13 protein-coding genes are annotated in these 15227 nt (G+C 52.0%); 5 read left to right on the forward strand and 8 right to left on the reverse strand.

The window, feature by feature from the left end; genetic code table 11:
- Genes yihX through fabY form a run of 4 tightly spaced genes read left to right on the forward strand, consistent with a single transcriptional unit; the run spans position 1 to position 2891 of the window.
- On the forward strand, positions 1-588 hold the full coding sequence (gene yihX, locus J1778_RS04910) for a glucose-1-phosphatase (RefSeq protein ID WP_217172239.1): 588 nt from the start codon (positions 1-3) through the stop codon (positions 586-588).
- A gap of 11 nt (positions 589-599) precedes the next feature.
- Entirely contained in the window at positions 600-1469 is an 870-nt protein-coding gene (locus J1778_RS04915; RefSeq protein ID WP_112289292.1) for a virulence factor BrkB family protein, read from the forward strand.
- Between the two features lie 18 nt (positions 1470-1487).
- On the forward strand, positions 1488-1925 hold the full coding sequence (gene dtd / locus J1778_RS04920) for a D-aminoacyl-tRNA deacylase (protein ID WP_112289293.1): 438 nt from the start codon (positions 1488-1490) through the stop codon (positions 1923-1925).
- Between the two features lie 33 nt (positions 1926-1958).
- On the forward strand, positions 1959-2891 hold the full coding sequence (fabY, locus tag J1778_RS04925; protein WP_120509396.1) for a fatty acid biosynthesis protein FabY: 933 nt from the start codon (positions 1959-1961) through the stop codon (positions 2889-2891).
- 67 nt (positions 2892-2958) lie between these two features.
- Here fabY and J1778_RS04930 read toward each other — a convergent pair whose 3' ends face one another.
- Both J1778_RS04930 and J1778_RS04935 read right to left on the reverse strand, forming a co-directional pair.
- The gene (locus J1778_RS04930) at positions 2959-4653 is read right to left on the reverse strand and encodes an AsmA family protein (protein WP_217172240.1); all 1695 of its coding nucleotides are present in this window, start codon (positions 4651-4653) and stop codon (positions 2959-2961) included.
- A gap of 154 nt (positions 4654-4807) precedes the next feature.
- Entirely contained in the window at positions 4808-6199 is a 1392-nt protein-coding gene (locus J1778_RS04935; RefSeq protein ID WP_217172241.1) for a nucleobase:cation symporter-2 family protein, read from the reverse strand.
- Positions 6200-6440: 241 nt separating this feature from the next.
- On the opposite strand from J1778_RS04935, the gene gltS reads away from it, so the two are divergent.
- A complete protein-coding gene (gene gltS, locus J1778_RS04940) occupies positions 6441-7652 on the forward strand; it encodes a sodium/glutamate symporter (protein ID WP_217172242.1) in 1212 nt (403 codons plus the stop codon).
- A 56-nt stretch (positions 7653-7708) separates the two neighbouring features.
- Here the strand turns inward: gltS and J1778_RS04945 are convergent, their stop codons facing one another.
- The 6 genes from J1778_RS04945 to gmk all read right to left on the reverse strand — a co-directional run bounded on the left by J1778_RS04945 (position 7709) and on the right by gmk (position 15128).
- Positions 7709-9034: a PTS sugar transporter subunit IIC gene (locus tag J1778_RS04945; RefSeq protein WP_217172243.1), complete on the reverse strand. Its 1326-nt coding sequence runs from the start codon at positions 9032-9034 to the stop codon at positions 7709-7711.
- Positions 9035-9264: 230 nt separating this feature from the next.
- Positions 9265-11346 carry an ATP-dependent DNA helicase RecG gene (recG, locus tag J1778_RS04950; RefSeq protein WP_217172244.1) on the reverse strand — a complete coding sequence of 694 codons (2082 nt, stop codon included), beginning with the start codon at positions 11344-11346 and terminating at the stop codon, positions 9265-9267.
- Positions 11343-12041 (reverse strand): tRNA (guanosine(18)-2'-O)-methyltransferase TrmH, encoded by a 699-nt coding sequence (gene trmH, locus J1778_RS04955; protein WP_217172245.1) that lies wholly within the window; start codon positions 12039-12041, stop codon positions 11343-11345. Before trmH ends, recG begins: the two co-directional genes overlap by 4 nt.
- Positions 12042-12046: 5 nt before the next feature.
- Entirely contained in the window at positions 12047-14155 is a 2109-nt protein-coding gene (spoT, locus tag J1778_RS04960) for a bifunctional GTP diphosphokinase/guanosine-3',5'-bis pyrophosphate 3'-pyrophosphohydrolase (RefSeq protein ID WP_112289300.1), read from the reverse strand.
- Positions 14156-14174: 19 nt separating this feature from the next.
- Positions 14175-14450 (reverse strand): DNA-directed RNA polymerase subunit omega, encoded by a 276-nt coding sequence (gene rpoZ / locus J1778_RS04965; protein ID WP_015699238.1) that lies wholly within the window; start codon positions 14448-14450, stop codon positions 14175-14177.
- 54 nt (positions 14451-14504) lie between these two features.
- A complete protein-coding gene (gmk, locus tag J1778_RS04970; RefSeq protein ID WP_217172246.1) occupies positions 14505-15128 on the reverse strand; it encodes a guanylate kinase in 624 nt (207 codons plus the stop codon).
- Positions 15129-15227: the final 99 nt, after the last annotated feature.

Raw genomic sequence — 15227 nt, forward strand, 5'->3', positions numbered from 1 at the left:
ATGCTGTACATTTTTGATATGGGAAACGTCATTATTGATATTGATTTCAAACGTGTCCTTGGCGTGTGGAGCCATCTCAGCGGAACGCCGCTGGCAACGCTGACCGAGCGTTTCAAAATGGGCGAGGTGTTCCAGCAGCACGAGCGGGGTGAAATCAGCGATGAGCAGTTTGCCGCCGATCTGTGTAATGAAATGGGCATAGCGCTCAGCTTTGAGCAGTTCAGTGCGGGCTGGCACGCCGTTTTCGTCGGTTTGCGTCCTGAAGTCATCACTTTATTCCAGAAGCTGCGCGAAGAAGGTCATCGCGTTGTCGTGCTCTCAAATACTAACCGCTTACATCTGGATTTCTGGCCGCAGCACTATCCGGAAATCGAAGCCAATACCGATGCGATGTATCTCTCGCAAAATCTGGGTATGCGCAAACCTGAACCGGAAATTTTCCAGCATGTACTGGAGAAAGAAGGATTCACCGCCGATCAGGCCGTGTTCTTTGATGATGTTGCCGAAAACATCGAGGCTGCCCGGGCTGCAGGCATAGAGTCTGTATGGGTGGAAGATAACCAGACGGTACCGAAATACTTTTCCTGAAGGATGTACGGATGCACAAAAGGGCATTGAGCCACTACCCAAAATCATTATGGAAATTCACAGTCCTGCTCTTAAAGCGCTCAGATAAGGATGGCCTGACGCTTCTGGCGGGCCATTTAGCCTATGTTTCTTTGCTTTCTCTGGTTCCGCTAATCGCCGTGGTATTTTCGCTGTTCGCGCTATTTCCGGTGTTTTCGGATATCAGTGCACAGCTGAAAACTTTCATTTTTTCTAACTTCATGCCGGCAACGGGCAATACCATTCAGCGCTATCTCGAACAGTTTGTTGCCAACTCCAGCAAAATGACGGCGGTGGGTACCTGTGGATTAATTGTCACCGCATTGCTCCTGATAGCGTCAGTGGACAGCGTGCTGAACAAAATTTGGGACAGTAAAACCAAGCGCCCGATTGTGTTCTCATTCGCGGTGTACTGGATGGTACTAACGCTCGGGCCCATTCTTCTGGTGGCCAGCGTGGCGGTCAGTTCTTATCTGCTCTCCCTGAACTGGCTTAACCTCAGCGGCGTGCATTCCCTCATCGACCATGCGCTGCGGATCCTGCCTTTGCTGATTTCCTGGGTGACGTTCTGGCTCTTATATCAGGTCGTGCCCACGGTGAGAGTTCCGGCAAAGGATGCACTGGTTGGCGCCCTGGTTTCCGGTGCCTTATTTGAGCTGAGTAAAAAAATCTTCACCTTGTATATTCAGCTTTTCCCATCGTATCAGTTGATTTACGGTGTACTGGCTGTGATCCCCATTTTATTTCTCTGGGTCTATGTCAGCTGGTGTATCGTGCTTCTTGGCGCAGAAATTACCGTCACGCTTGGCGAGTTTCGTTCTGTGAGAAAATTGCAGTCTGCTCAATACAAGGCAGAAGAATAATCAGTCCGAAGGATTTGTATGATTGCGTTAATTCAGCGGGTATTGAATGCCAGCGTGACTATCGATGGCGACGTTTGCGGCCAGATAGGGCCGGGATTACTGGTTTTACTGGGTGTTGAACAGGGCGATGACGAGCAAAAAGCCAAACGCCTTTGCGAACGGGTGATCGGGTACCGAATTTTCGGTGACGAAAATGACAAAATGAACCTTAACGTGCAGCAGGCTGGCGGCAGCCTGCTGGTTGTGTCGCAGTTCACACTGGCGGCTGATACACAAAAAGGCATGCGTCCGGGTTTTTCTCGTGGCGCTGAACCCCAGGAAGCCGACCGGTTGTATCAGTATTTTTGCGGGCAGTGTCGTGAGAAAGGCATTGTGACAGAAACCGGGCGTTTCGCTGCGGATATGAAAGTGGCACTGGTGAACGACGGACCGGTGACCTTCTGGCTACAAGTCTGATCGATAAGGCATAACGCCGGAGAGAAAGCATCTATGTATCACCTTAGAGTACCGACGACCGAAAAAGAGCTGGCCGCCTATTACCGATTCCGCTGGGAAATGCTGCGCAAACCACTGCGTCAGCCTGAAGGTTCAGAACGTGATGCCTACGATTCTATTGCGCATCATCAGATGGTCGTGGATGAAAGCGGCGAGCCGGTCGCTGTTGGCCGTTTATATATTAATGCCGATAATGAAGCCTCAATCCGCTTCCTGGCCGTTGACCCGAATGTACAGGACAAAGGGTTAGGAACGCTGGTGGCGATGACTCTGGAGTCTGTGGCGCGTCAGGAGGGGGTAAAGCGCGTGGTCTGTAGCGCCCGCGAAGACGCAGTGGAGTTTTTTGCCAAACTGGGCTTTGTGAATCAGGGTGAAATTACCACGCCGCAAACTACACCAGTTCGCCATTTCCTGATGATTAAACCGATCGAAACACTCGATGACATTCTTCATCGCCCCGACTGGTGCGGGCAACTGCAACAAGCCTGGTATGACCATATTCCACTGAGTGAGAAAATGGGTGTGCGGATCAGCCAGTATACCGGGCAGCGTTTTGTGACCACGATGCCGGAGACGGGTAACCAGAATCCGCACCATACGTTATTTGCCGGGAGTTTATTCTCGCTGGCAACGCTGACCGGCTGGGGTTTGATATGGTTGCTGTTGCGTGAACGGCATCTGGGCGGCACCATCGTGCTGGCGGATGCACATATCCGCTACAGTTCGCCGGTAACCGGCAGGCCGCGTGCGGTGGCTGATTTAGGCTCCGTCAGCGGTGACCTCGATCGACTGGCTCGCGGGCGTAAGGCGCGCGTGCAACTCGAAGTGAATTTATACGGTGATGAGGTAGACGGTGCGGTATTTGAAGGTACCTATCTGGTGCTTCCTGCCGCACCCGGTGCACCGCTGGAGCCTGAAATTAACTGATTTACTTCAGACCAAAACAAAAGACACCGCAATTGCGGTGTCTTTTTGCATTTAAGGGGCAGGGGGACTACGGGGCAGCAGGTGCTGGCGCGCCAGTTACCAGTCCGTTTACCATTCTCTGATCAATCGTCTGGCTGCCGTTTATCTGTAATGTGCCGTTCAGCGTTGGTTTGTAATCGACATTGGCCGGCATTTGCCCTTGCAGATTGAGCTGCATATTGGCGTTACCCTCCAGCGGCACATGTGGCCATCCCCAGTTTTCCAGCTGATTTGCCGGCACGGAACGACCGGTCATTTTCACAGAGAAATGGCGTTGCGGTTGCTGATCAACGGTCGCACTGGCTTCCAGTAAACCTTCTTTGGTAAAGGCGCTGAGCTCGGAAATATTCACCTGACTGTCGTTCGCATTCAGCGTAATAGAAGGACGACGCACATCATTGCGATTAAATGTGGCTTCGCTGGCATTCAGATTTAGCGTGCCGCTCCAGATCCCCCATTGATGATTACGTGCCAGCAAAAGGTTATTGCCCAGACCATCAAGCGCGGTCAGCTGGAACGGGAACTGCGGGTTAATATCAATAATCAGGTTTCGGTTGGCAATGAAGCGGCTGATAAAGACTTCAGAAAGCGAATCCGGCAGCGCCTGATCCCAGAGCTGTTTCCAGTTTTCCGGCAACGTATATTCCAGGCCAGCGACGGAAACTTCATCAAGTTGCAGGCGTTTGTTGGCGCGCAACCAGTTACCGGTGGTGCGTAGCAAACTACGCTCCCAGCGCGCCGTCGCCTGTTTGATGGCAATGCCCTGCGGCGAAAGGTCGAGACTGATAATAGGATCCTGAATATGCAGATTTCCATCAATCATATCGGTCGCATTGAGGGTGATTTCACCGTCATCGCTTTGCCAGTCGCCTTTTTCCAGGGTCAGATCTTGTACAGACAAATCAACGTCGCTGAATGCCCAGTCCGTTCCCTGCAAACGGGCGTCGATCAGGTCAAGACGCTGGATAGTCACTTTGGGCAATGTCTGGTAATCATCGAAGAAAGCCGAAAGTGATTTAGAGGTTTGCAGGCGTACATTGCTCAGGCGCAGGTTTTCAATGTTCCAGCTACCGTCAGCGGCCTGTGTGGCTTTACCGGTCAGCTGACCGCGCGCCATATCGCCGCCAAAATTACTCAGCGTCAGATTTTTATTATTGATATTGCCCTGAATCAGCACATTCTCGGTCGGCAGTCCGTTGACCGTCAGGCTGGCAGCGCTCAGCTGAAAATCGGCTTTATCGCCCAGAAGCTGATTAGGTTCTGGCTGCCACGGCGAAATACCGGCATTAATCTGCTGCCCCTGAATATCTAATCCGGCTGTATGCCCGGTGAGCGCCATTTTGCTCAGTTGCAGGGTATCGGCCTGTAACGGCAAATTGACAGAGGAAGGGCTGACGTTGAGGCGTCCGTTAGCCAGAACCACGCGATCGAAATAGCGCGGCTCGGTTATCTGACGCCAGCTTAAATCCAGATCGACTTCTCCGGCGTTCAGGATTTCCGGCTGATTCTTTTGCCCGAAAACGACGTTGTTTAATGTTATACGGCCCGGAGAAGACCAGTTATGGTCAATTTTCTCAACGGAGACGCGGTACTCGCTGTTATCGCTGATCCAGCGGCTGACCCAGCCAGCGGCCCAGCGGGTTTGTAATAGGACGTACACCAGCACGATCGCCAGCACCAGAAGTAAGGCGAACGTCAGCAAAATTTTACCGATAAATCTCATCGTCTGGAGCCCTGTAACGGGAAAGCGGAAAAAAGATTCTTTGTTTATGCCGCAAACAGCGACTTTTCTCAACATGTTAGCAGGATGGAGACAATAAAAAGCGGCAGGGGTTCCAGACCCACTGCCGCTGTTGCACGCCGATTACATCCGGTAATTACTTTTCGTGAGGGAATACCAGATTCAGAACAATCGCAGTAATACCACCGGCAGCAATTCCCGAAGACAGAAGGGTTTTCAGCCAGTCTGGCGCAAATTGCAGGATCAGCGGTTGCTGGGATACGCCCATCCCGACGGCCAGTGAAAGCGCCATGATCATGATTGCGCGGCGGTTAAGGCGTTCGCGGGAAACAATACGCACGCCGGAAGCCGCGATTGTACCGAACATCACGATGGTTGCGCCGCCCAGCACCGGCTCAGGAATATGCTGCACAAAACCCGCTACGGCAGGGAACAGGCCAAGGATGATCAGCATCAGTGCGACGACAAAACCGACGTAGCGGCTGGCAACCCCGGTCAGCTGAATGACGCCGTTGTTCTGTCCGAAGCAGGAGTTCGGGAAGGTGTTAAACACCGCAGACAGCATTGAGTTCAGACCATTAGCCAGTACACCGCCTTTGATGCGCTTCATATAGAGCGGGCCGCTGACCGGCTGCTCCGAAACGTCTGAGGTCGCGGTAATATCACCGATAGTTTCCAGCGACGTGACCATGAAAATCAGCATCAGCGGGATCAGCAGGTTCCAGTCGAAGCCCAGACCGTAATACAGCGGCGTAGGTAGGGTTATCCAGTTTGTCTGGGTGGCTGGCGCGACAGCGGGCAACATCCCCATCATCCAGGCTGCCAGGTAACCCACGGCCATAGCGATCACCAGAGATGCCACGCGCAGATAAGGGTTGCGCTGACGGTTCAGCAGAACAATCACCACCAGCACGACGGCGGCCAGCAACAGATTTTTCGGCGCGCCGAAAGTGTGATCACTCATGGCAGAGTAACCGCCGCCAATAGACGTCAGTCCGACCTGAATCAGTGACAGCCCGATAATCATCACCACGATGCCGGAAACCAGCGGTGTAATGATGCGGCGTGCGAGATGCAGGAAACGGGAAAGAATGATTTCAGTACAGGAAGCCAGCATCAGTGTGCCGAACAGCGCCGCCATCATGGTCGGTACATCGGCACCCCCATTTTTAAGCGCCATTCCGCCCATGATAAGCGGTGCCACAAAGTTAAAACTGGTGCCCTGAATGGAGAGTAAGCCTGAACCGACCGGTCCCCAGGTTTTAATCTGCAAAATGGAGGCGAGGCCAGAGGCGAACAGGGACATGCTGATGATGTGCTGCGTGTCCTGCGCGGGTAAACCCAGCGCCTGACAAATCAGCAATGCCGGTGTGATCACCGCAACAAACATCGCCAGCAAATGCTGACAGGCAGCAAATAATGTCTGAGGAAGGGGCGGACGGTCTTCGAGCCGGTAAATCAGTTCACTTTTTTGCTGGCGAGAGAGGTCAGGTTGTTGTGTTTCTTGTTCTGCTGTTTGCGAACTCATGTTGTGGCATTCCAATAAGCGGCAAAGCGGGCATTTTTATGGAAATCACTGATAAAAGCAATCGTTTGCTATCGGCAATATTTGACGGGATGTTTGGGTTAAGGAGAGGTTTACGAACTGTTTTTCTTGCTTATCGCAGCTTTAATGACTTCTAATTCAGCTTCTGGGGAAATGACACTTAAATGAGATGTTTATAACTCAATAATATTTCTGGATATTTTTTTAAAAATGGAGTTTTTCAATGATTCAACTCGATACCTACGGCACGCTCGTTGCCGCCACGTTGGTACTCCTTTTAGGACGAAAATGCGTCCAGTCGGTCAAATTTCTTAAGAAATACACCATTCCTGAACCCGTTGCCGGCGGGTTACTGGTCGCTTTGCTATTGCTGATCGCCAATCAGATGTTCGGCTGGGAAATCGGATTTGATATGTCCCTCAAAGAGCCCCTGATGCTGGCGTTCTTTGCGACAATTGGGTTGAACGCCAATCTTTCCAGCTTGCGTGCAGGCGGCAAGTCTCTGTTTCTTCTGGTCTTTGTCGTTATCGGCCTGTTGCTGATGCAAAACGCCATTGGTATCGGGATGGCGAAAATGCTGGGACTTGATCCGCTGATGGGGCTGCTGGCCGGTTCGATTACACTTTCTGGCGGCCACGGAACGGGTGCAGCCTGGAGTAAGTTGTTTATCGAGCGTTATGGCTTTGAAAATGCAACGGAAGTCGCGATGGCTTGCGCAACTTTCGGCCTGGTATTAGGCGGAATTATCGGCGGGCCGGTGGCGCGTTATCTGGTCAGCCATTCTTCTACGCCAAACGGCACGCCGGAAGATGCCGCCGATCCCAGCGCATTTGAAAAACCGACCATCGGGAGGATGATCACGCCGCTGGTGATGGTGGAAACTATCGCGCTGATCGCGATATGTCTGATGGCCGGAACTCACTTTGCCAGCCTGCTACAGGGTTCTGCTTTCGAAATTCCGACATTTGTCTGCGTTCTGTTCGTGGGTGTGATCCTGAGTAACGTCATGGCGTGGCTCGGTTTTTATCGTGTTTTTGACCGGGCCGTTTCAATACTGGGTAATGTCAGTCTGTCGTTGTTCCTGGCGATGGCACTGATGAGCCTCAGGCTCTGGGAAATGGCGTCACTGGCTTTGCCGATGATGGCAATTCTCATCGTACAGACCATTGCGATGGCACTTTATGCGATTTTCGTAACGTATCGCGTAATGGGCAAAAACTACGATGCCGCAGTACTGGCTGCCGGACATTGTGGTTTCGGACTGGGTGCAACGCCGACAGCGATTGCGAATATGCAGGCGATCACCAACCAGTTTGGTCCTTCGCATCTGGCCTTCCTGGTTGTGCCAATGGTCGGGGCATTCTTCATTGATATTGCCAATGCGATCGTCATTAAACTGTATCTGATGCTGCCAATATTTCCGGCTTTTAGTTAAAAAAACAGGCGCAGAAGTTTCGCTTCTGTGCCTGCCTTTCCCTTCTGATTTATCGCTTATTGTGCCGCATCAGCCTTTTCCGTAAATACCTCTTCTGGTTCAGCGGCTTTCTCCTGCGTGAGCAGCTGTTTTTCATAAACCTTGAAGAACGGATAGTAAATCACCATCGAAAGCGCCATCAGCATGACGACCAGAATCGACACTTTGAAATCCCAGCCCATTGCCCAGGCTGCGCCAATCGGTGCCGGGGATGTCCAGGGAACCAGTGAAATCATATGCGGCAGAAGATCGGTTTTTACCGCAGTGTAGGCAATGACGGCATTCACCATCGGTGCCAGAAGGAAGGGGATGAAAAATACCGGGTTCATAACAATTGGCGTGCCGAAGATCACCGGTTCATTGATGTTAAAGCAGCTGGGAACCAGACTGAGTTTACCCATTGTACGCAGATGCGCCGATTTGCTGCGACAGAACAGCAACACCAGTCCGATGGTTGCGCCAGAGCCGCCGATAACGATCAGGAAATTCCAGAAAGCCTCGGTCATGATGTGCGTCATCGGTAAACCTGCGGCGAGATCTGTCTGATTCAGGCCGAGGTTGGTTAACCAGAAAGCCTGCAACATGCCAGAAACGATGGCTGAGCCATGAATGCCCGCAAACCACAGCAGGTGGCAAATCAGCACGGCGAGAAGTACAGCGGGCAGTGAGTCAGCGGCGGAAATCAGCGGTTCGAACAACGCCATAATCGCCTGAGGGAGCAGCATGTCAAACCCTGACTGCACCAGCAAACTCAGCGGAAAAAGTGTCACAACCACCGCAATAATCGGGATCAGCAAATCGAATGAATGCTTGATGTTGGAAGGAACCTGTTCAGGTAAGCGTATGCCAATATTGTATTTTTTCAGCAGCCGCGTCAGTTCTGTCACATATATCGCCACCAAAATGGCGGTAAATATCCCTACGCCACCCAGCGCGACGGTCGACATTTTCTCATCAACCTGCGGTGCAGCCACCAGCAGGAAAGACATCAGCGCCAGCATCGCCGTCATGAACGGGTCAAGTTTGTAACTTCTTGCCAGATTGTAGGCAATCGATGCCGCGATGTAGATCGACATAATTCCCATCGTCATATTGAATGGCGTCAAAATCTGCACTTCATATTTGGCCGAAAGCGCCAGCCAGCTTCTGGCGAAACCCCACGAAGATTCAGGCGAGAATGGCGGGTGGACAAAAACCAGTAAAAATGAGCCGACAATCATAAACGGCATTGCTGAAATGAAACCGTCACGTACCGCCATGACGTGCCGTTGCGAGGAAAGCCGGGCAGCAAAAGGGCTGATTTTTTGTTCTATAAAGTTAAAGAGGGATTGGCTGATACTCATGATGATTTGACCTTATGGTGAGGACATCAGACAGGGTTGCCTTAATTATCATCAGTGTAGTGGCGGGGTGTGAAACCGGTTACCGACTTTGCCTCAGTCTGTGAAGGTCATCAAATAACCACCGAAGAAAGCGGTTATGCTGCGGTTACATTAAAATTCGCATGAATTCGAAGGCGCCAAAACATCATTTATAATAATGTTTCGACGATAGATAAGAGTGGTGAAGGGGGTCAGGCGTTGGTGTATCTGACTCTTTCCGGCAGCCAGCGTTCGATCAATGCTTTGGCGTGGTCCGGGAACTGCTGTTGCAGATAGCGCGCTATACGCTGAACGTCGGGGATCATCCCCTGGTCGCGCAGCAAGTCTGCAACTTTGAACTCGGCACTGCCGGTCTGACGGGTACCGAGCAACTCGCCCGGCCCGCGGATCTCTAAATCCTGCTGAGCAATGACAAAGCCATCGTTGCTGTCACGCAGTACCTGTAAACGCTTCTGTGCGGTTTTGCTCAGCGGAGTTTTGTAGAGCAGCACACAGTGCGAGGCCACTGCGCCACGTCCAACGCGTCCGCGCAACTGGTGTAATTGCGCCAGTCCTAAACGTTCCGGGTTTTCGATAATCATCAGGCTGGCATTGGGTACGTCAACACCGACTTCAATAACGGTCGTCGCGACCAGAAGTTGCACGTCGCCTTGTTTAAACGCCTGCATAACGGCCTGTTTTTCCTGCGCTTTCATTCGGCCATGCACCAGCCCGATATTGAGCGCCGGAAGTGCTTCTTTCAGTCCTTCCCAGGTCGCTTCTGCCGCCTGAGCTTCTAGCATTTCTGATTCTTCAATCAGCGTACAAACCCAATAGGCCTGACGATTTTCCTGCTCACAGGCACTTTTGACGCGGCTGATAATGTCACTGCGGCGGGTGTCAGGAATAGCAACAGTGGTCACTGGCGTACGGCCAGGCGGCAGTTCGTCGATCACTGACGTATCAAGATCCGCATAGGCAGTCATGGCCAGCGTACGCGGGATCGGCGTCGCCGTCATGATCAGCTGATGAGGATGGAACCCTTGTTGCAGGCCTTTTTCCCACAGCGCCAGACGCTGATGCACACCGAAACGGTGCTGCTCATCAATGATCACCAGAGACAGCGACGAGAACAAAACCTGCTCCTGGAAGATGGCATGTGTGCCTACCACCATTGAAACCTGACCGCTGGCAATCGCGTCTTGCTGCGCCAGACGGGCTTTACCTTTTTGTTTTCCGGCCAGCCAGCCGACCTGAATTCCCAGCGGCTCAAACCACTGCCGGAAATTATTGGCATGCTGTTCAGCCAGCAATTCTGTCGGCGCCATTAATCCGACCTGCTGCCCCTGAGCGATAGCGCAGAGTGCGGCGAGAGCTGCCACCAGTGTTTTGCCCGAACCCACATCGCCCTGAACCAGACGCATCATCGGGTAGCTTTTCGCTAAATCCTGTTCGATTTCAGCCACCACGCGCTGCTGCGCACCGGTAGGGCTGAAAGGAAGGGAGGCGAGAAATTGATTTTTCAGGCGCTCGTCACGGTGCAACGGCATTGCCTTATAGCTTTGTGTACCGGCGCGAACGGCCAGCATACTCAGATTGTGCGCCAGCAACTCTTCCATAATCAGACGTCTCTGAGCCGGATGATGGCCTTTTTCAAGATCGGCAAGCTGGATATCTGGCGGCGGGCGATGCAATAAATGCAGCGCCTGAGGAAGCGGGATCAGCGAACGGCTCAGTTCTTCCGGCAGCAATTCGGCGATAGGAACGGTATCGAGTAATTCCAGAGCCTGATCGGTCAGCTTGCGCAGTGTTGCCTGACGGATTCCTTCCGTTGTCGGATAGACCGGCGTCAGCGATTCCTGCAAAACCACTTCACTGTTTTCACCCTGAATGCGGTATTCGGGATGAATGATTTCTGCGCCGATGGTGCCACGTTTAATTTCACCATACGCGGTGACACGACGGCCTGCGGCCAGACTGTTTTTCATCGCGGCGTTAAAATTGAAGAAACGCAATGTCACCATGCCGGTACCGTCGCTTATCTGACAGGTCAGCATTCTGCGGCGGCCAAAACTGATATCACTGCGCAACACTTCGCCTTCTATGGTCGCGAAAATGCCGGGCTGTAAATCATTGATGGTATAAAGGCGGGTGCGGTCTTCATAACGCAAAGGCAGGTGAAGCAGTAAATCTTGAATAGTTTCAAGACCGAGTTTAGCGAGTTTGTCTGCCTGACTGGCTCCGACGCCGGAAAGCGACGTCAGCGGGATGGCGTCGAGCAGGCGGCCTTTCATCTTTTTTTAACCGTCATTTGCATAGCAGACCACCATTCGTCATCGGCTACAATCTGACCGTGATCGTCAATGAAAGGGCGTCGGAGTTTTTTTCGCTTCGCCACATTCGACAGTACCGGATAACCACCTTCAAACAGCAATCGCTGTTGCTCTTTTTCGCTCAACAGGCTGGTGTCTCGGCGATACATACCTGCGTTTTCCCGCTGGCGCTGCGCTTCGTACAGGATAAGCGCCGAGGCGACAGACACGTTCAGGGATTGCACCATACCGATCATCGGAATGATGATATCGCTGTCTGCGAGAGCTAAAGCTTCTGGAGTGATACCGGTTTTTTCTTGTCCGAGCAAGATACAGGTCGGACGGGTGTAATCAATGGCACGGAAATCAACGGCTTTTTCAGAAAGATTCGTAGCGAGTATTTGCATACCCTTCGCCTTCATTTTGGCGACAGCATCCTGAATGGTTTTGTGTGTTTTGACCTGAACCCAGCTGTTGCTGCCTGCCGCCGAAGAGACCAGCGTCTTCATTCGGGTGGTAGGCCAGACGGCGTGGATTTCATGAACGCCGACGGCGTCTGCTGTGCGAATGACGGCAGAAACGTTATGCGGTTTATGCACCTGTTCCATACAGACTGTCAGGTCTGGCTGTCGGGCCGCAAGCATTTCGCGGATACGCGCATAACGTTCTGGGGTCATAACAATCAGTTTCGGTTACGGGTAACTTTAATGACGTCCGGCATGATACGAATTTTACGCATGATATTCGCCAGATGAACGCGGTCGCGAGTCGTCAGGCGGATAAAGGCGCTGTAGACGCGACCGTCTTTTTCTTCGGTGCTCAGACTCTGAATGTTCGACTGAGCAGCATTAATTGCTGCTGTCAGGTTCGCCAGCGCGCCCTGATGGTTGAACATATCGACTTTGATTTCGGCGATAAATTCCTGATCCGTTTCCTGATGGTCATCCCAGTCAACGGCCATGAATTTCTCAGGCTCTTTCTGATAGCCACGAATATTACGGCAAGATTCATGGTGGATAACCAGGCCTTTGCCCGGACTGACGTGCGCAATAATCGGGTCACCCGGGATCGGACGGCAGCATTTTGCGAACGTGATCAGCACACCGTCTGCGCCTTTAATCGGCAGATTACGCGTGCCTGACGATGCCATTGATGACTGATCGCCCATCAGATTTTTAGCTACCACAACGCTCATCGCGTTGCCGAGACCAATTTCAGCCAGCAGATCATCCATAGCCACGAGCTTCATGCGATCCAGCTCGTTTTTAATATTTTCTGGCGGAATATCTGACAGTTTTTTACCGGCACCCAGCGCGTGATTCAGCAGACGACGACCCAGCGAAACGGAATCATCACGTTTCAGATTTTTAAGCATCTGGCGGATTTTGGCGCGAGCGCGTGAGCTGACGACAAAGTTCAGCCAGGCAGCATTCGGGCGGGCACCCGGTGCGGTAATGATTTCGATAGTCTGGCCGCTGGTCAGCGGCTGTGAAAGCGGATAAGGCTGGCGGTCAACGCGGGCACCGACACAGGCATGGCCGATATCGGTATGCACGGCGTAAGCAAAGTCGACCGGTGTCGCGCCCGCAGGCAATTCGACGATACGGCCTTCCGGCGTAAAGACATAAATCTCATCCGGGAACAGATCCGATTTCACGCTTTCGATGAATTCAAAGGAGTTGCCTGCGCTTTGTTGCAACTCGAGCAAACTCTGTAACCAGCGTTGTGCGCGGATCTGCGCCGTGGTGCTGGTTTCACTGTTCTCTTTATAAGCCCAGTGAGCCGCAACCCCCATCTCTGCCATCTGATCCATATCTTCTGTACGGATCTGCACTTCAACCGGTACGCCATGCGGGCCGATAAGCGAGGTATGCAAAGATTGATAGCCGTTGGCTTTTGGGATTGCGATGTAATCTTTGACCCGACCCGGACGCGGTTTGTACAGGCTGTGAGCCTGCCCTAACACGCGATAACAGGTATCGAGGTCTTTAACGATCACCCGGAAGGCGTAGATATCCATAATGGAATGGAAACGCTGTTCCTTGAGGTGCATTTTGCAATAGATAGAATACAGGTGTTTCTCACGACCACTCACGCGGCACTGAATACCGGCTTCGGTTAAACGGCCTTCTATCTCAGAAAGGATTTTTTGAATCATCTCTTTACGGTTACCACGCGCGGCTTTCACCACTTCTTTAATGACGCGATAACGGTTTGGATAGAGTGCTTCGAAGCCCAGCTCTTCGAGCTCGGTTTTCAGATGGTGAATACCCAAACGGTGTGCCAGCGGACTGTAGATTTCCAGTGTTTCGCGGGCAATACGGCGACGTTTATCCGGGCGCAAAGAGCCCAGTGTGCGCATGTTGTGGGTACGGTCAGCGAGTTTGATCAAGATGACGCGGATGTCTTGCACCATCGCCATGACCATTTTGCGGAAGTTTTCCGCCTGCGCTTCTTTCTTATCGCGGAACTTCAGCTTGTCTAACTTTGAAACGCCTTCAACCAGCTCAGCAACGCTCTTGCCAAACAGTTGTTCCATATCCTGGTAAGTTGCAGGCGTGTCTTCGATAACGTCGTGTAATAACGCCGCCATCAGAGTCTCATGATCGAGCCTCATTTCAGCCAAAATACATGCCACGGCCACCGGGTGAGTGATATAAGGCTCACCGCTGGAACGTGTTTGCCCCTCGTGCGCATCCCGCGCCACGAGGTAAGCCTGCACGAGGCGCTTAATTTGCTCCTCCGGCAGGTATTTTTGAATCAGTTGATTCAGGCTTTCAAAGATATACAAGTGAGATCCGTTTCGTTAATTAACGACGGCCTTCAGCGATGGCAGTCACTGCCTGAATCTCTGCGGCTTCCTGCTCTTGTTGCTCCTGACGGTCACGAACGTCGAGGATCTGATTAGTGATCAGGCCTTCTTCGATTTCGCGCAGGGCAATAACGGTGAATTTATCGTTTTCTTCAGCGACCAGTGGATCTTTACCACCAGATTGCAGCTGGCGTGCGCGACGAGCAGCCACCAACACCAGGTCAAAACGGTTACCAATTTTCTCAACAGCGTCTTGAACAGTTACGCGTGCCATATATGTGCTACTCCACAGGGTGACGAAAGACTGGGCATAATACTGAAAGTGACTTCAGTCTGCCAATAGTTTGGTGATTAATCCGTCATGACGGAGCCGCTGACGGCTCAGACGCAGACGTTCGGCGCGAATAATGGTTTTTAAATCCGATAACGCCAGATCAAAATCATCATTCACAATTAAATAGTCGTATTCAGCAAAGTGCGTCATTTCAGCCACGGCTTGGGCCATACGCTTTGCAATAACTTCTTCACTGTCCTGACCACGGCCACGCAGGCGGCGGTCAAGTTCATCTTTTGATGGCGGCAATACAAAAATACTGCGTGCCTGAGGCATTTTTTTCCGGATTTGCTGAGCGCCCTGCCAGTCGATATCCAGGAAAACATCCACCCCAGAAGCTAAAACCTGCTCAATGGTTTCACGTGAAGTGCCGTAGTAATTACCGAAAACTTCTGCGTGTTCTAAAAAGGCATCACGTTCAATCATCTCGCGAAACTCTTCTTTAGAGACAAAGAAGTAATGTTCGCTGTGTTTCTCGCCCGGACGCATTGAACGGGTGGTATGAGAAATAGAAACCTGTGTGTCGTAGAGCGGTTGTGTTTTAAGTAAAGCCTGAATCAGACTTGATTTACCTGCTCCACTAGGGGCGGAGACAATATATAGCGTGCCTTGAACCATGATGACGTTTCAACTGAATGGGTTGATAGGAAGTATGCGAAGAGTGATCTCTCGCACAGTATACACGCTCGCCGCATTCGGTGCAGCGCCCAGACGTAT

The sequence above is a fragment of the Rahnella bonaserana genome (assembly GCF_019049675.1).
Classification (GTDB): Bacteria; Pseudomonadota; Gammaproteobacteria; order Enterobacterales; family Enterobacteriaceae; genus Rahnella; species Rahnella bonaserana.